Origin of the sequence: Seonamhaeicola sp., from assembly GCF_028281565.1 — a bacterium.
GTDB lineage: Bacteria > Bacteroidota > Bacteroidia > Flavobacteriales > Flavobacteriaceae > Seonamhaeicola.
The window spans coordinates 39,129-55,335 of the sequence record NZ_JANQJQ010000043.1 but is presented as its reverse complement, the minus strand read 5'-3'; the positions used below and the strand labels follow the sequence as shown (position 1 = coordinate 55,335).

The 16,207-nt window shown below is 35.5% G+C and carries 19 protein-coding genes; 11 read left to right on the top strand and 8 right to left on the bottom strand.

What is annotated here, in order from left to right:
- Positions 1-57: 57 nt before the first annotated feature.
- Complete coding sequence (locus tag Q0983_RS17590) at positions 58-309, bottom strand: type B 50S ribosomal protein L31 (RefSeq protein ID WP_116524757.1); 252 nt, start codon at positions 307-309, stop codon at positions 58-60.
- Positions 310-466: 157 nt separating this feature from the next.
- Here Q0983_RS17590 and Q0983_RS17585 point away from each other — a divergent pair, with 157 nt between their 5' ends.
- The 7 genes from Q0983_RS17585 to Q0983_RS17555 all read left to right on the top strand — a co-directional run bounded on the left by Q0983_RS17585 (position 467) and on the right by Q0983_RS17555 (position 7,514).
- On the top strand, positions 467-1,000 hold the full coding sequence (locus Q0983_RS17585) for a DUF4199 domain-containing protein (protein ID WP_299556194.1): 534 nt from the start codon (positions 467-469) through the stop codon (positions 998-1,000).
- 41 nt (positions 1,001-1,041) lie between these two features.
- Positions 1,042-1,989 (top strand): glycosyltransferase family 2 protein, encoded by a 948-nt coding sequence (locus tag Q0983_RS17580; protein ID WP_299556193.1) that lies wholly within the window; start codon positions 1,042-1,044, stop codon positions 1,987-1,989.
- Between the two features lie 113 nt (positions 1,990-2,102).
- Positions 2,103-3,833: a phospho-sugar mutase gene (locus Q0983_RS17575; RefSeq protein ID WP_299556192.1), complete on the top strand. Its 1,731-nt coding sequence runs from the start codon at positions 2,103-2,105 to the stop codon at positions 3,831-3,833.
- Positions 3,833-5,674, top strand: coding sequence for an ABC transporter ATP-binding protein (locus tag Q0983_RS17570; protein WP_299556191.1), 1,842 nt, complete (start codon positions 3,833-3,835; stop codon positions 5,672-5,674). The genes Q0983_RS17575 and Q0983_RS17570 overlap by 1 nt, the downstream gene beginning before the upstream one ends.
- A 296-nt stretch (positions 5,675-5,970) precedes the next feature.
- Positions 5,971-6,513, top strand: coding sequence for an RNA polymerase sigma factor (locus Q0983_RS17565; protein ID WP_299556190.1), 543 nt, complete (start codon positions 5,971-5,973; stop codon positions 6,511-6,513).
- Between the two features lie 33 nt (positions 6,514-6,546).
- Complete coding sequence (locus Q0983_RS17560) at positions 6,547-7,041, top strand: hypothetical protein (RefSeq protein ID WP_299556189.1); 495 nt, start codon at positions 6,547-6,549, stop codon at positions 7,039-7,041.
- A gap of 14 nt (positions 7,042-7,055) precedes the next feature.
- Positions 7,056-7,514, top strand: a complete 459-nt coding sequence (locus Q0983_RS17555) for a sensor of ECF-type sigma factor (protein ID WP_299556188.1) — start codon at positions 7,056-7,058, stop codon at positions 7,512-7,514.
- 31 nt (positions 7,515-7,545) lie between these two features.
- Here Q0983_RS17555 and Q0983_RS17550 read toward each other — a convergent pair whose 3' ends face one another.
- The 7 genes from Q0983_RS17550 to Q0983_RS17520 all read right to left on the bottom strand — a co-directional run bounded on the left by Q0983_RS17550 (position 7,546) and on the right by Q0983_RS17520 (position 12,632).
- Entirely contained in the window at positions 7,546-8,583 is a 1,038-nt protein-coding gene (locus tag Q0983_RS17550; protein ID WP_299556187.1) for an oxidoreductase, read from the bottom strand.
- Between the two features lie 84 nt (positions 8,584-8,667).
- Positions 8,668-9,297: an SCO family protein gene (locus tag Q0983_RS17545; protein WP_299556186.1), complete on the bottom strand. Its 630-nt coding sequence runs from the start codon at positions 9,295-9,297 to the stop codon at positions 8,668-8,670.
- Between the two features lie 68 nt (positions 9,298-9,365).
- Positions 9,366-9,920 (bottom strand): hypothetical protein, encoded by a 555-nt coding sequence (locus Q0983_RS17540; RefSeq protein ID WP_299556185.1) that lies wholly within the window; start codon positions 9,918-9,920, stop codon positions 9,366-9,368.
- A 12-nt stretch (positions 9,921-9,932) separates the two neighbouring features.
- Positions 9,933-10,715: a YHYH protein gene (locus tag Q0983_RS17535; RefSeq protein WP_299556184.1), complete on the bottom strand. Its 783-nt coding sequence runs from the start codon at positions 10,713-10,715 to the stop codon at positions 9,933-9,935.
- A gap of 482 nt (positions 10,716-11,197) precedes the next feature.
- Complete coding sequence (locus Q0983_RS17530) at positions 11,198-11,698, bottom strand: hypothetical protein (protein WP_299556183.1); 501 nt, start codon at positions 11,696-11,698, stop codon at positions 11,198-11,200.
- A 6-nt stretch (positions 11,699-11,704) separates the two neighbouring features.
- Positions 11,705-12,013, bottom strand: a complete 309-nt coding sequence (locus Q0983_RS17525) for a hypothetical protein (RefSeq protein ID WP_299556182.1) — start codon at positions 12,011-12,013, stop codon at positions 11,705-11,707.
- A gap of 40 nt (positions 12,014-12,053) precedes the next feature.
- The gene (locus Q0983_RS17520) at positions 12,054-12,632 is read right to left on the bottom strand and encodes an RNA polymerase sigma factor (protein WP_299556181.1); all 579 of its coding nucleotides are present in this window, start codon (positions 12,630-12,632) and stop codon (positions 12,054-12,056) included.
- Between the two features lie 77 nt (positions 12,633-12,709).
- Between Q0983_RS17520 and Q0983_RS17515 the strand changes: the two genes are divergently transcribed.
- The 4 genes from Q0983_RS17515 (at position 12,710) to Q0983_RS17500 (ending at position 16,191) form a co-directional block, all read left to right on the top strand.
- Positions 12,710-13,924, top strand: coding sequence for an RsmB/NOP family class I SAM-dependent RNA methyltransferase (locus Q0983_RS17515; RefSeq protein WP_299556180.1), 1,215 nt, complete (start codon positions 12,710-12,712; stop codon positions 13,922-13,924).
- Between the two features lie 52 nt (positions 13,925-13,976).
- Positions 13,977-14,516 carry a dihydrofolate reductase family protein gene (locus Q0983_RS17510; protein WP_299556179.1) on the top strand — a complete coding sequence of 180 codons (540 nt, stop codon included), beginning with the start codon at positions 13,977-13,979 and terminating at the stop codon, positions 14,514-14,516.
- 10 nt (positions 14,517-14,526) lie between these two features.
- Positions 14,527-15,384, top strand: a complete 858-nt coding sequence (locus Q0983_RS17505; protein ID WP_299556178.1) for a fructosamine kinase family protein — start codon at positions 14,527-14,529, stop codon at positions 15,382-15,384.
- A gap of 237 nt (positions 15,385-15,621) precedes the next feature.
- Positions 15,622-16,191: a Crp/Fnr family transcriptional regulator gene (locus Q0983_RS17500; RefSeq protein ID WP_299556177.1), complete on the top strand. Its 570-nt coding sequence runs from the start codon at positions 15,622-15,624 to the stop codon at positions 16,189-16,191.
- Positions 16,192-16,207: the final 16 nt, after the last annotated feature.

The following is a 16,207-nucleotide window of genomic DNA, read 5'->3' as shown; positions in this document are numbered from 1 at the left end:
AATAAAAAAGCCTTTCCGGTATAGAAAGGCTTCACATGTATTATAATAACGTTAAGCTTACTTTTTAAACTTAGCGTATTTAGTTTTGAACTTATCAATACGTCCGGCAGTATCTACTAATTTAGATTTACCGGTATAGTAAGGGTGCGATGTTCTTGAAATCTCCATTTTTACAAGCGGATACTCAACACCATCAACCTCAATAGTTTCATTAGTCTCTGCAGTAGATTTAGTTAAAAATACATCATCATTAGACATATCTTTAAATGCTACTAATCTGTAATTTTCTGGGTGTATACCTTTTTTCATCGCTTTACGCTTTAAATAATCTTTAATTTTTCGAGGTGCAAATTTAAGTATTTTTTACAAATCCACAATACTTTTTAGCATTTTTTATTTTAACTTTTTGTGTAACTATTTGGTATCTTTGGATACTAACCAGTCAACTAACAAATAAACAAATATTATGGAAAAATCTTTTAAATCTTCTGCCAAAGAGTATGGGTTGTATTTAGGAGCTGCCCTAACACTGTGGACCGTTATAGGCTATGCTTTAAATTTAGAATTATTAGTTAACTTTTGGGTCAATTTATTGATTCTTCCCGTAGCAATTGTCATCTTTGGGGTAGTTTCCACTGCCAAATCCAAAGGGATTTTAGGTGGTTATATGACTTTCAAACAAGCGTTTACATCTTATTTTATAACAGTTGCTTTGGGGATTGTGATCAGCTCTGTTGTAAGCATTATTTTGTTCAATGTTATTGACCCTGAAGCGGCAAATACATTGAAAGAAATAGCAACAGAAAAGACCATACTGATGATGGAAAGATTTGGTGCCCCTCCTGAGAAGATAGCCGAACAGGTTGAAGCTATGGAAAACCAAAACATTTTTTCTTTGAAAACGCAATTATTGCAGATAGCTCAAAGCTTGGTATTTTTCACCATAATTGGTTTAATCGTAGCTTTAATTATGAAAAAAAGTAAACCGGAGACAGAATAAATTCATTATTTTTGAAATTATCAAATTTTGAAAATCCTTAAATGAACATATCTGTAGTTATACCACTACTTAACGAACAAGACTCTTTAAAAGAATTACATGATTGGATTGCAGGTGTTATGCAATCCAATCATTTTTCTTATGAAATCATTTTTATTGATGACGGTAGTACAGATGATTCATGGCATGTTATAACTGACCTGTCCGCCAAAAATGACCATGTAAAAGGCATTCGGTTTCTGAAAAACTTTGGAAAATCGCAGGCATTACACGCCGGATTTGAAAAAACAAGTGGCGATGTGGTTATTACTATGGATGCCGATTTACAGGATAGTCCTGAAGAAATACCGGCGCTTTACGACATGATTGTAAATGACGGTTTCGATCTGGTTTCCGGTTGGAAAAAGAAACGCTATGACTCCGTAATTTCTAAAAACCTGCCTTCTAAATTATTCAATTGGGCTGCAAGAAGAACCTCTGGTGTTAAATTACATGATTTCAACTGCGGTTTAAAAGCTTACAAAAGTGAAGTTGTAAAAAACATTGATGTCAACGGTGAAATGCATCGTTATATTCCTGTTCTTTCAAAGAACGCCGGATTTGCAAAAATTGGTGAAAAGGTTGTTCAGCATCAAGCCAGAAAATACGGTGTCACCAAATTTGGGATGAACCGCTTTTTACATGGTTTTTTAGACCTTATAACCATTTGGTTCATTTCTCGTTTTGGTAAACGTCCCATGCATTTATTCGGTGCTTTAGGAGTCATTATGTTTATAATTGGTTTTGGCTTTTCACTTTATTTAGGGATTGATAAGTTGTACTTAAATCCCGGTGGCAGACTTATTACACAGCGACCACAATTTTACATTGCACTTACTACTATGATTATTGGTACACAGTTTTTTGTTGCCGGATTTTTGGGTGAAATTGTTTTACGCACCAAACAAGGCAAAAAACGGTATACTATTAAAGATAATTTGAATTTATAGAAAATAAGAAAACAGCTATTTCGTTTTCGTAACAAATACTTCAAAATAGTAACTTTTTAAACTTAGTTTTTAATCATTTGATTACTTTTGTACTGTAATTATTTAACCACGCTATGATTTACATTGAACCAAAAATTTTAGACAGAATAAATACCTGGCTAACGCCAACTTTTGATGAAGAAACACAGCAATTTATTAAAGATAGTATTGCTAATGATCCTGAAGACATTCAAGAAAGTTTTTATAAAGATTTGGAATTTGGTACCGGCGGTATGCGTGGTATCATGGGTGTGGGGACCAACAGAATAAATAAATACACCTTAGGTAAAAGCACCCAGGGTTTAAGTAATTATTTAAAAGCATCTTTCCCCGGTGAAAACATCAAAACGGTCATTGCCTATGACTGCAGACACAATAGTAAGACTTTGGCAAAAGTGGTAGCCGATGTGTTTTCAGCCAATGGTATTGAAGTGTATTTGTTCGAGGATTTACGTCCCACTCCGGAATTGTCGTTTGCGGTAAGACATTTAAATTGTCACTGTGGAATCGTTTTAACGGCATCTCACAATCCACCGGAATATAACGGCTACAAAGTATATTGGCAAGATGGCGGGCAATTGGTACCTCCGCATGACGGCGCTGTTATTGACACCATTAACGCTTTGGATTATGCTGATATTAAATTTGAAGCCAATGAAGCCCTTATTAACTATATAAGTACTGATATTGATAATACTTTTATGGAAGCATCGGTCCAAAACGGAAGTTTAGGATTAAGCCAGGAAGCAAAGGATAATGTGACCATTGTATTTACCTCGCTTCACGGAACCTCAATTACGGCAGTTCCTGAAACTTTAAAACGTGCCGGTTATAAAAATGTTCATATTGTAAAAGAACAGGAAGTTCCTGATGGCGATTTTCCAACGGTAGAATCGCCAAACCCTGAAGAACCGGCGGCTTTAAAAATGGCCCTGGAATTGGCTGATGAAGTGAATGCCGATATTGTAATTGGTACCGACCCTGATTGTGACAGGCTTGGTGTTGCCGTTAGAAATTTGAATAATGAACTGGTACTTTTAAACGGAAATCAAACCATGGTCATGATGACCGATTTCCTTTTAAAACTATGGAAATCCGAGGGGAAAATTCAAGGAAAAGAATTTATCGCATCCACTATAGTTTCTACACCCATGCTTACTAAAATGGCGAATGCCTATGGTGTTGAAAGTAAAATTGTGCTGACCGGATTTAAATGGATCGCTAAACTAATTTACGATCATCCTGAGTTAGACTTTATTGGAGGTGGTGAAGAAAGTTTCGGTTATATGGTTGGTGATTTTGTACGCGATAAAGATGCCGTTACTTCTACCCTTTTAGCCATTGAAATTGCTGCTCAGGCCAAAGCCAGTGGAAGTTCAGTCTATGAAGAGCTTATTAAACTTTATGTAGAGCATGGTTACTATAAGGAAAAATTAGTATCACTGACCAAAAAAGGTATTGAAGGGGCTGAAGCCATCAAACAAATGATGGTAGATGCCAGGGAAAATCCTTTAACAGAAGTTAATGGTGCTAAAGTTATAAAGGTTGAAGATTATCAGTTATCGGTTTCTAAAAATATGGTTACCGGTGAAGAAAGCCCGATAGACATTCCAAAATCTAACGTATTGATTTATTATACAGAGGATGGCAGCCAGGTAGCCCTTAGACCCAGCGGCACGGAACCAAAAATAAAATTCTATGTGAGTGCCAACACAACTCTGGACAATTTGGCAGCATTTAAAACTACGGAACAGGAATTGGACACTAAAATTGACACCATATTGAAAGACATGAAACTCATTTAATGGATCAATTTTTTAAAATATTAAGGTACGCCACCCCTTATAAACGTTTTGCTATAGGACACATTATTTCTAATGTGTTCTTTGCGTTATTTGGTACCCTTTCTTTCGTGGCACTTATGCCTATGTTGGATGTGATTTTTGAAAAAGAAAAAGTCATACCCACAACTAAACCTGTTTATAACGGACTATTTGAAATTGGACATTTTGCTGAAGACTCTTTGGCTTTTTATATGAATGAGTTTACAGGTGGCGATAAATCTAAAGCCTTAATATTTGTCATCATTTTAATTGTTATAACTTTTTTTCTTAAAAACATCTCCGGCTATTTAGCTAACTATTTCATGGTTTTTTTAAGAAATGGGGTCATTAGAGACATCCGAAATGCCGTTTATAAAAAAGTTCTGGATTTACCTTTATCTTTCTTTTCCGAAAAAAGAAAAGGTGATATCATTGCCAGAGTAACAGGCGATGTCAATGACCTGCAGTACTCCATGCTCCCCGTATTAGAGCTCATTGTTAGAGAACCTTTAACAATTCTATTCACTTTGGCAGCTATGCTTATTATAAGTACAAAACTAACGTTATTTGTCTTTGTGTTTATACCAATAATGGGCTTTATAATTTCTAAAATTGGAAAAAGTTTAAAGCGAAAATCAGACAGGGTTCAAAAAGAACAAGGATTGTTTTTATCTACTTTAGAAGAGACGCTTACGGGCCTTAGAATTATAAAAGGGTTTAATGCCGAAGCAAAGTTTGATAGCCAATTTCAAGAATCGACCAGTCGCTACTATATTTTTTCCAATAAGCTATTGAACAGGCAAAATTTGGCCTCACCAACCAGTGAATTTTTAGGTATTTGTATGATCTCTATCATTTTATGGTATGGTGGTAACCTAATCATTGGCGGGGATTCCAAGTTGTTTCTGGACGGTAGTAAATTCATTGTTTACATTGGTTTGGCTTATAATATTTTAACACCCGCAAAAGCCATCTCAAGAGGCTTGGTTAATGTTAAAAAAGGAGGTGCCGCAGCCGAAAGGATTCAGGAAATAATGGACACTGAAAACCCATTAATGGACAAAGAAAATGCCATTGAAAAAGATGGGTTCAACTCTGAAATTGAATTCAAAAACGTTTGGTTTAAATATAAGGACGACTATGTTTTAAAGGACTTTTCGTTAACTATTCCAAAAGGAAAAACAGTTGCTTTGGTTGGTCAATCCGGTGGTGGGAAATCAACCATAGCTAACCTAATCACGCGTTTTTATGATGTCAATAAAGGACAAATTTTAATTGATGGTATAGATATCCGGGATTTATCTACCGGTTCTTTAAGGAGTCTCCTGGGAATTGTAACTCAGGACGCGATTCTTTTTAATGAAAGTATTAAAGAGAACCTGCTTTTAGGAAAAGTAGATGCTACGGATGAAGACATCATTGAAGCTTTAAAAATAGCCAATGCCTGGGAGTTTGTTAAAGACTTGGAGGGCGGTAATGCTATTAATACAAATATTGGTGATTCGGGAGGCAAACTTTCCGGAGGACAAAAACAACGTTTAAGTATTGCAAGGGCCATTATTAAAGACCCTCCAATTATGCTACTGGATGAAGCTACTTCTGCTCTGGATACAGAAAGTGAACGTGTTGTTCAAGTAGCTCTTGAAAACATGATGAAAAATAGAACCTCCATCGTTATTGCGCACCGCCTTTCCACCATTCAAAATGCCGATGAAATTATAGTACTGAAAAAAGGTAAAATTGTTGAACAGGGCAAACATAATGAGTTAATTGCTAAAAAAGGCACCTACAAAAAACTTGTAGACATGCAAAGCCTGGATTAAGTTTTAAACCCCTATAAAAAGTAAAAAAGGATAGAGATTTGGGCTACTATCCTTTTTTTTGTTCATTGCTAGACTTGGGGACGACTAACAACATAAGTAGGTTTCTGATACAAACATAAAACAAATAAGAATATTCACCAAGAAAAAAATGTATTTTGTCGTTTTAAAATGCATTTCATCGATGTTTTGAATTATAAACCTCACATAATCAAACATTTAAAATTTCAATAAAAAATTAAAATTTTCACGGTTAAACTTTTACTATATTTATTTAGTCTAACGACTAAATTTTGTTTGTGACAAACGAAGAAGACTTATTACAACAACTAAAATCTGACACCCATAAAGAACAGGCTTTTAGAGCATTAATAACGCTTTACAAAGAACGACTTTACTGGCATATTCGGAATATAGTCAAGTCACATGATGATACCGACGATGTATTACAAAACACCTTTATTAAAATTTTTAAAAATATTAATAACTTTAAAGGTGATAGCAAGTTGTATTCCTGGATGTATCGCATAGCCACCAATGAATCCATTACATTCATAAATAAAAATGCTAAACGATTACAAATCACCAGTGAGGAAGCTCAACAATTGGCCATTAATAATTTAACATCTGACACGTATTTTGAAGGGGATACCATTCAGTTAAAATTACAGAATGCTATTGCGACCTTACCGGAAAAGCAACAATTGGTATTTAATATGAAGTATTTTCAGGACTTGAAGTATAAAGAAATATCCGAGATACTGGAAACCAGTGAAGGTGCTTTAAAAGCGTCGTATCATATTGCTGTTAAAAAAATTGAAGCCTATTTGACTCAGGATTAAACCTTTAAAAAAAACATTAGTCTTATAGATAAGATGAACAAGAATAAATTAGATCATATAAAAGAAAGCGGTTTTAAAGTTCCTAAAGGCTATTTTGACTCACTGGAAGATCATATTATGAGTGAGTTAAAACTTAAGGAGCTTACAAACAGTACGTCTGGTTTTAAAACACCGGATACTTATTTTGATGCCCTGGAAGATACCATTCTAAATAAAGTTTCTGAAGAAAGAGAAACCAAAGTCATAAGGCTGTTTAGTAGAAAAACTATGGTTTATGCCTCGGGTATTGCGGCAGCGGTGTTGTTGTTATTTGGCTTGTTATTTTTTGAAAGCAAACCTTCTTTTGACGACTTAGATAACGAAACTGTTGAAAACTATATTTTAAACGAAAACATTGATTCTTATGAAATTGCTTCTTTGTTAAATGAGGAAGATTTAATTGAAGAAAATTTTGTTGAGTTCACTATTGATGAAGACGTTGTTGAAGATTACATCTTTGATAATTTAGACGTTGAAGATTTATATTAAAAAAACCTTGTAAAATGAAAACATATTTACTCCCCATTATAATAGTTTTATTTTCATTAAATCTCTCTGCGCAACAACATGACAGAGACAAGATAGAGGCGCTTAAAGTGTCATTCATTACAGAAAAATTGGATCTAACTAAAGCAGAAGCCCAAAAGTTCTGGCCGCTTTATAATGAATTTGACAAAACCAACGGCAGGCTCCGGTTTCACGAAATGCGAAATATCCGAAAGGAAATTAAAGACAATCTCGATACGCTTTCAGAAGAAAGAGCCGTTGAACTATTAAAAAAATTAAATAATATTGAATCCAGATTAAACAAAAACAGAATGGAGTTTGCGGCTAAGGTTAGAGCTATTCTACCTGCTAAAAAAATAATCAAGTTGAAAATTGCCGAGGACGATTTTAAAAGAAAAATGTTTAACCAATGGAAAAACCGCAAAGGTGGCGGAAAACAAGGAAACAAACCATAAAACATTAAGGAGAAGCAAAAGCTTCTCTTTTTTATTCGCTAAATATCAATTTCGAAATTCTTCCGGCTCCGGCAGCATAGGCCACAGAATCATTCAAGAACCTAATAGTATAAAAACCTTCATCGCTTAAATGTTTCCAGGATGCTCCGGCATCATTACTATAATCAATACCCTTAAAACCAATAGCTACCAACTCCTGCCCTTTTCTACCAGGCATATATTGCACACAACTTCTGAATCCCGGATTTTTATTTTCAGCTACCAATTGCCAGGTTTTACCGCCATCTGTGGTTCTAATTTTATTAGCCACATTATCATCCGGCCTGGTATAATCGCCTCCAATGGCAAAACCGTTTAGTTCATCATAAAAATCAATTGAAAATATGCCTGTAGTCTCTGCTCCCTGAACAATAGGCGTTTCAAACATTTCCCAGGTGTTTCCTTTATCCGGAGAATATAAAACCCTACTGGCCTTGCCTCCTGTGGCTACCCAGGCATGATCGTCCACAATAGCAATATTGGTATCACTGGCTGCGAATGCCCCTTCACCGGTTTTGGCTTTTGGTAGATCATCACAGGATAGTTTTGTCCAGGTGGCTCCGCCATCTCGTGTGATAATTATACTCATACAATCACCGGTTGGATCCCCTATAGCAATACCTTCCTTATCATTCCAAAAATCCATGGAATCATAAAAGGCTTTCGGGTGGTTTTCCTGGTAAACTAATTTGTGGTCAGCAAATAAACGTGCTGGACTTTCTATACTCAAAGCAAACGAACCTTCATTAGTTCTTGCCGCCGCTCTAAAATGAAGTTTTTTATGTTCTCCAAAATCATTATCAACAAAAATTGTATCCTTATAAGGGGCATATACACCCCAAAACGAATTATTTCCAGCAATAAATAATGCTTCCTTATTCATTATCTCAATGGCCCTTAGGCTTAGTAAAGAATCTTTGAAAACCGTTTCAATTTCAACGTCGACAATATTTCTGGGAATAAATACCTCTTCTCTTTTACAAGAAAAACATAATACGGCAACAACTATAAACAAAAATAATTTCTTCATAACATGTAATTTCCATAAAAATAGGAAAGCTCCATAAACTAATTACGGAGCTTTCAAAAAAAAAACTAGATTTAACCAACCAATCTAACTTTCACCCTTCAAAATATCTATATGCCTGTAGAGCCGTTCTACATCGATCGGCAACGTACCGTTATAAACCCCGCGAATATGTCCTTTTTTATCCACCAAAATAAAATTTTCGGTGTGGATAAAATCACTTTCGTCCTGGGTTTTCACAAAATCTTCATCGGCGAAATAACCGCTTCTGGCCATAGTATATAGCTTATCTTTATCTCCGGTCACCAAATGCCACTTGTTCGCATCCACATGATTTCTTTCGGCGTATTCTTTTAATAATGGCACAGAATCCCGCCACGGCATTACGGTGTGCGACAACAACATAACACCATCATCATTTTTATAAGTTTCCTGTATTTTACCCATGTTTTTTGTTAGTTTTGGACAGATTCCCGGGCAGCTTGTAAAAAAGAAATCAGCTATATAAATTTTGCCCTCAAAAGTTTGATTAGTCACCGTTTCTCCGTTTTGATTCGTAAAAGCAAACTCCGGAATTTTATGGGTCCCCCGATCCCAATCCGGTGTAAAATCAGCCGAATTAAAATAAGGTAATTTAGAAACCCTTTCAGGTTCTTTAATCTCTTTTTTACAAGAGCATAAGACTAAAAATGATAGTATTAATGTGATGTATTTCATCTTTGTACTTTTGTTATGGGATCCTGAAACGATCCCGATAGCTATCGGGACAGGATCACGATGAACTGTCATTTAATTTCATCCTTATTAGCGGTTACGGTGTAGCATTTCTTTAACCCTATTAAACCAAAACGTTCTCCGTTTATCACTTCATAATTGGACTTTATACTACCATCTTGTTTCCACAATCGTTGGCTACCTGATTCTTTACCATTCTCATAGTTAAAATCCCGAAACAACAGCCCTGTTCTGTCCCATTCTTTTACATTGCCATGAAATGCTCCCTTATCATTAAAATGGTACTGAAACTTAAGTTGCCCATTGTCCCACCAGGCTTTATGAATTCCAATCTTCATGCCTTTAGTATAATAACGCTCAACAGCCAACACCCCATCTTCAAACCATTGTTTTTCACTGCCTTCCTTCTTACCATCAGCATAGAACATTTCGCTTTGCAACACACCATTAGAAAAATGGCTCACTAAGGTCCCTGTAAACGGTTTGTCATTAAACTCTAAAACGCCATTATTCAGGCTTAAATTTTCATTTGAAACATCCAACACAAGCGGCTCCTGCTTATCACAAGCAATAAGCATTAAAGAAATACAAATGATATGTAACACTGAAAATTTCAACTATTGCGAGATGTTTCCGGGTGTTCCAAAATACCCGTTCCCATTTAAGTAAGGGTCTTCACTGGTAATGTGATAATGATAAATACCATCAGGGAAATCTTCATTGCTATGAGTATGCCCGTGATAATCATCCAAATCAGCATTAGTAATAATTTCTCCGTCCTCAACCGGACCATACACAGGAAACCCATCAGCCAATAACCCTAAAAATGCATCTTCTCCAAATTCCTGGGTTAAAAATGTAGGTTCAATATGATAATGGTACTGTCCCGTTCTTTGCGGATGCCCTAACCATTGGTCAAAAGAATTGATCTCATTGGTTAGCGGTTGATCAGGGCCTGCATACTGATTGAAAAACACCACCCCGTTTCTTGCTATACCAATAGGCCCCAGGCCTGTAGCTTGTTTATTAGTGGCCTCCTGTGGGTTTAAGGTTATGGTAAACACAATATTTTGTGCCGAAATCCTATTTGGATTAATATTCCAGTTAGGGTTTGTACCATTATAAGCCTCATACAAGGCATTTGTTGTTGGCCAATACGGACTTGTATGGTTTGGCAGATCATCAGTTGTGAACGTCACCGTATTCCCGTTTACTTCATAAGATAATCCGGTTCCGGAAAACTTTGAAAGTATGCCGCTTATATCATAATCGGTCTCAGCAGGTTGCTGTGTATTATTATCATCATCTTGAGTAACATCAGAATCATCTCCACTGGAACATGCAATAAAGATAATGGCTGCCAATAACGGTAGAATTAATAATTGTTTTACCTTTTTCATAATTTTTCTTTTTTTAAATTCATAATACTTTTATGGTCAGGCGCTTTTTACATAAAAGTTAACTTAAAAGCTAAAGGGTATAATAGAAGTTTAAATTAGCAGATGGTATTTATAAGTATAATGTTTAAAATCAATAAAATTACTACTACAACTCCAATGCAAATTGCCAAAGCTTTTTTGTTAATCTTCATCGTTTCGATTTGTGTTATATTCCTTTAGATGCCATAATTTTAAAAATCTTGTGCCGGAATCCATTTTTTCAAAAAAAAAGACTCCCATAATTCTGAGAGTCCAATAAAAAATTTCTTGAAACGAACTATCCCGGAGGCAGAGCCATAGGGGTATTTCGCTCGTTTCATTTTGACCTAAAGGTCAAAAACCGAAATTTTTATTTAGATTCCCGTCTTCACGGGAATGACAATTTCAGCGGAAACCCCGACGCAAAGCGTCGAGGAATTCTTTTCGATTAAATCCAAATAAAATCAATGCATTGGCGGTGGTGGATGATCAGGCCTTTTCCTATCCGGCCTTGGGCCTTTTGCAGCTTTATGCAACGCATCACTTAAGATCTTTTTAAATCTTCTTTTCTGTTTTTCATCACATATACCCTGAATGTCACGTAAATGATAAAACGTTAGTTTTTCACGTGCTTTCTCTTGTTCTGCAATTAAATTCATTAAAGAATCTATAGCTTCATCCGGTACATTTTCATTAGTAACAAGCTTAAAAACCTCATCTTTTAATTTTTTAGTAGCTTCTAAAGTCGCTCTCATATTTTTATGATGTACTCTACTTAATTCGTCAAACTTTGCCATCTGATCATCAGAAAAGTGCAATTCTTTGGCTATAAAATTCCCAGGACCCTTTGGACCTCTTCTAATTTCTTTCCCTTTAGACTGACCTCCCAAATGATTGAATAGAAAAAAGCCATTTACAGCTATCAAAAAAACTAACAAAACGTATAATAGTAAATTTTTCTTCATCTGTAATTAATTAAATATTGACGTTTCAGAATCAGAAAACAATCCGTAAGAATCGGCAAACTCACTGATATTAGTATCGTATTCGGTTGAGTCCAACCTAACAAATGCCAGTACATTTAAAACTACAAAACAAACTAAGATTGCCAGTTGTAGTTTAGGTGTAAACCATGACCAGGCCATAGCCTCTTCCTTTTCTTCAAACAAACGCTGCATGGCTTTGTCTTTAAAAAACGGTGATACTTTTACTTCACCAATAGCGTCAAATGCACTCAGCGTACCATCAACTTTTTCTTGTATGTCATTAGTTTTTTTCATGTTACATGTCTTTAGATGCAATATTTTTTAAAAACTTGCGTTAATTGTCATTTTTATAAAAGTTTTCTAAAAGTGTTTGTAAATTCTTCTTCGCTCTAAACATTAGCGATTCTACCGAAGACACACTTTTATTAATTATTTCACTAATTTCTTTGTTACTCATGCCGTCAATTTTGCTTAGTGTGAACACCACGCGTTGGTGATCAGACAGTTGATTGATTGCTTTAAAAAGAACCTCACTTTTTTCTTTGTGCTCCAATATAATTCCCGGATGGTTCATTTCTGTGAAATACCTGGCTTTGTCAACCGGTATCTCGTTACCAAAAATAGATTGCAAAAAAGCAAAGCGTTTTTTAGCATTCTTTTTTCTAATAAACTCAAGGCATTTGTTGGTAGTAATTCTGTAGATCCAGGTAGATAGTTTTGAGTTGCCCTTAAACTTGTTAATGGAGTTGAATACTTCCAAAAAAACTTCCTGGGCAATGTCCTCGGCATCTTCTTTATTAGGCACAAAAGATATACAGGTAGTAAAAACTTTTTGTTCAAAACGGTCTATCAAATGACTATAGGCAATCCTTTTGCCTTCCTTTAATTCCTGTATAAATTTTTCTTCTTCCAACAAGCGGGTTTATGCTTCTAAAATAGTTAAAATTAATATACTAATTAACCTTACCTTTGCACGCAGATTTAGTAAAAATGCGATTACACAGAAATTTATGCTTTGCGGTTATTGACGGATTGACTTCTATTTTTAATGAAGCACACTATGCCGACAAAGTCATTCAACAACTTTTAAAAAGAGATAAACGCTGGGGAAGCAGAGACCGGGCTTTTGTTGCTGAAACTACCTATGACATAGTGCGTTGGAAACGTTTATATGCCGAAATTGCCGAAGTGAAAGAACCTTTTAATCGTGATAATTTATGGCGGTTATTTGCAGTCTGGGCAACTTTAAAAGGTATTAGATTACCAGACTGGAAATATTTTGAAGGTACCCCAAGCAGAAAAATCAAAGGCCGTTTTGATGAACTCTCAAAAATCAGGGTGTTCAGAGAATCCATCCCGGACTGGATTGACACCATAGGCGTAGAAGAATTAGGCGAAGATAAATGGTCCAAAGAAATGGCAGCTCAAAACCAACAAGCTGATGTCATTTTAAGAGTGAACACCCTTAAAACATCAAAAGATAAATTACAAAACCTGTTATTTGATCAAAACATTGAAACCGAATTCATTAAAGGCTACCCTTCGGCATTAAAACTAAAAGCACGCGCCAATGTGTTTGTAACCGATGCTTTTAAGAACGGACTTTTTGAAGTTCAGGATGCTTCGTCACAGTTAGTTGCCGAATTGCTCGATGTAAAACCGGGTATGAAAGTGGTGGATACCTGTGCCGGTGCTGGTGGCAAAACACTTCATCTCGCTTCCTTAATGCAAAATAAAGGGCAAATTGTGGCCATGGATATTTACGAGAGTAAACTCAAAAAATTAAAGATCAGGGCCAGGCGTAACGGTGTCCATAACATAGATCTAAAAGTTATTGATTCTACCAAACCTATTAAAAAATTACACAATAAAGCAGATCGTGTTTTAATTGATGCCCCTTGTTCCGGGTTAGGTGTTTTAAGACGAAATCCGGATGCCAAATGGAAATTGGAACCTGAGTTTTTAGACAGGATCAAAGGTGTACAACAAGATGTTTTGCAGCAATATTCTAAAATGGTAAAACCCGGAGGCAAACTGGTTTATGCGACCTGTTCGGTATTACCATCTGAAAATCAAAACCAGGTGAGTGCTTTCTTAAAATCTGATGCCGGGACAAACTTTGAATTTATAAAAGAGAAAAAAGTGCTGGCTCATGAATCGGGATTCGATGGATTTTATATGGCTTTATTAGAGCGCAAAACCTAAACTGCGTCATTCTGAACTTGTTTCAGAATCGTATCTTCCTTATCTTGGTTTCATGCAACGAAAGAATATAGTATTCCTGGGTAAAAGTATAGACAACTACATTGCCGGAAAAAATGGTGAACTGGAATGGTTGGATATGATACCAAATCCGGATCAACTGGATATGGGCTATTATGATCTTATGGATGAAGTTGATGCCCTTGTCATGGGGAAGAACACTTTTGAAACCGTTTTAGGTTTTGATATGGAGTGGCCTTATAAAAAACATGTTTTTGTTCTGAGTAATTCGTTGAAAGGCATTCCTGAAAATCTTACAGGCAAGGTTACCCTGATCAAAGGCGATGAAAAAGAGGTTTTAGACATTATTCACAACAAAGGGTATCACAACTTATATATTGATGGCGGAAAGGTGGTTCAAAACTTTTTAAGACAGGATTTAATTGATGAATTGCGACTAACCACCATTCCTATTGTTTTAGGTGATGGTATCCCGTTGTTTGATGTCTTACCAAAATCTTTGGAGTTTGAGCATGTTAAAACAGACCTATTCTATAACCAGATTGTCCAGAGTCATTATAAACGAAAAAGATAAGTTTTAAATTATGGTTCATGGCTTAAAACCGCACCTCTCCAGCCTCTTAAATGAAACTATTTCAGAAGTATCACCAGTAAGTGGTGGCGATATCTCTCAGGCCTATCGTATTAGCACAACAAATAAGGCTTATTTTTTAAAGCTGAACAGTGCTAATAAGCTAAATATGTTTCAAACCGAAGCTTACGGGTTGGAATTGATCGCTAAAACCAATACCATAAAGACGCCAAAAGTTTTAGCTTTTGACAGCTTTGAAAATTCAGCATTTCTGTTAATGGAATTTGTGGAATCTAAATCGGCTTCTACTAAAAATTTTGAAATTTTAGGAGCACAATTGGCTGCTTTACATCAATGCACTTCTGAAAATTTTGGTTTGGATAAGGATAATTACATTGGGAGTTTACCACAAAGCAATACCACACACGATAATTGGACTGATTTTTATATTGAAGAACGCCTATTGCCTCAACTCAATTTAGCTAAAACCAAAGGCCTTTTGAACTCAAAAGAAGTGCCTTCTACTTCAATAATGAAAGCAGTTTTACAACCATTATTTCAAAACGTAAAACCATCATTACTCCATGGCGATCTATGGGGTGGCAATTATCTCATTTCTTCGGATGGCATACCCTATCTCATTGATCCGGCAGTTTATTACGGACACAGGGAAGTGGATATAGCCATGACCAAATTGTTTGGCGGATTTTCAAACCACTTTTACGACGCTTACTTTGATATTTTACCTCCAGACACCAATACAAATCAAAGAATTGAAATTTATCAATTGTATTATTTGTTAGTGCATTTAAACCTGTTTGGCAGGAGTTATTATGGTTCTGTAAATAATATTATTCAAAAGTTCTTTTAACATTTCTGTCATTCCTGCGAAGGCAGGAATCCATTTTGTTTTTTTGTTTGTGGATTCCGCATCAAATACGGAATGACAAAAGCTTTGATTTTTTAGAAATTTTCGAACGCCTATTTTTAACGCCTGATATAGGTTATCAATAGGATGCATGTCTTTAAGTTATGGACAAAAAAAACGCTGCAAAGTTTTTTGCCAAATGACAAATCCTGAAAAGACAATTTCGATTAAATTGCATCTATGGAAAAACTTATAGAATACATATTACAATTTGGTAGCTTAAACCATCAACAAATCGACCTACTTAAAAAGAAAGTAACCAAGTTAGAACTTTATAAGGGGGAATACTTTTCGGAAGCTGGAAAAATACCAAGACGAATTGGTTTTATCTTAGAAGGCGTACTACGAGTTTGTTATTATAACAATAAAGGAGAAGAAATAACCAAATACTTTGTTGATGAAAACCATTTGATAGTGGACTACCAACATTTTGAAGCCAAAATAGCGGCTTCTGATTATGTACAGGCCGTGACAGATTGCAAACTCCTGGTCTTTTCTAAAAAAGATTGGGAAGATTTATCTAAAACCATCCTTGTTTGGGATGCTATTGTAAATAAGATTGTTCAGAAAGCTCTAACTGAAAAATTAGAAAGAAGAAGTCCGTTGGTAGACCAAGATGCTACTACCAGATATCTCATTTTTTTGGAAAAATTCCCCAAAATAGCTAATCGTGTTCCTCTTTCCTATTTAGCTTCATATCTGGGAATTACACAATCATCATTAAGCCGGATCCGAAGGAATATTAACTAAAATTGCTTTTTGTCAA

Bases quoted from the DNA above. Each gene is read 5' to 3' on its own strand.
- Q0983_RS17590 (WP_116524757.1), bottom strand. From the start codon at position 309: ATGAAAAAAGGTATACACCCAGAAAATTACAGATTAGTAGCATTTAAA.
- Q0983_RS17585 (WP_299556194.1), top strand. From the start codon at position 467: ATGGAAAAATCTTTTAAATCTTCTGCCAAAGAGTATGGGTTGTATTTA.
- Q0983_RS17580 (WP_299556193.1), top strand. From the start codon at position 1,042: ATGAACATATCTGTAGTTATACCACTACTTAACGAACAAGACTCTTTA.
- Q0983_RS17575 (WP_299556192.1), top strand. From the start codon at position 2,103: ATGATTTACATTGAACCAAAAATTTTAGACAGAATAAATACCTGGCTA.
- Q0983_RS17570 (WP_299556191.1), top strand. From the start codon at position 3,833: ATGGATCAATTTTTTAAAATATTAAGGTACGCCACCCCTTATAAACGT.
- Q0983_RS17560 (WP_299556189.1), top strand. From the start codon at position 6,547: ATGAACAAGAATAAATTAGATCATATAAAAGAAAGCGGTTTTAAAGTT.
- Q0983_RS17555 (WP_299556188.1), top strand. From the start codon at position 7,056: ATGAAAACATATTTACTCCCCATTATAATAGTTTTATTTTCATTAAAT.
- Q0983_RS17550 (WP_299556187.1), bottom strand. From the start codon at position 8,583: ATGAAGAAATTATTTTTGTTTATAGTTGTTGCCGTATTATGTTTTTCT.
- Q0983_RS17545 (WP_299556186.1), bottom strand. From the start codon at position 9,297: ATGAAATACATCACATTAATACTATCATTTTTAGTCTTATGCTCTTGT.
- Q0983_RS17535 (WP_299556184.1), bottom strand. From the start codon at position 10,715: ATGAAAAAGGTAAAACAATTATTAATTCTACCGTTATTGGCAGCCATT.
- Q0983_RS17530 (WP_299556183.1), bottom strand. From the start codon at position 11,698: ATGAAGAAAAATTTACTATTATACGTTTTGTTAGTTTTTTTGATAGCT.
- Q0983_RS17525 (WP_299556182.1), bottom strand. From the start codon at position 12,013: ATGAAAAAAACTAATGACATACAAGAAAAAGTTGATGGTACGCTGAGT.
- Q0983_RS17515 (WP_299556180.1), top strand. From the start codon at position 12,710: ATGCGATTACACAGAAATTTATGCTTTGCGGTTATTGACGGATTGACT.
- Q0983_RS17510 (WP_299556179.1), top strand. From the start codon at position 13,977: ATGCAACGAAAGAATATAGTATTCCTGGGTAAAAGTATAGACAACTAC.
- Q0983_RS17505 (WP_299556178.1), top strand. From the start codon at position 14,527: ATGGTTCATGGCTTAAAACCGCACCTCTCCAGCCTCTTAAATGAAACT.
- Q0983_RS17500 (WP_299556177.1), top strand. From the start codon at position 15,622: ATGGAAAAACTTATAGAATACATATTACAATTTGGTAGCTTAAACCAT.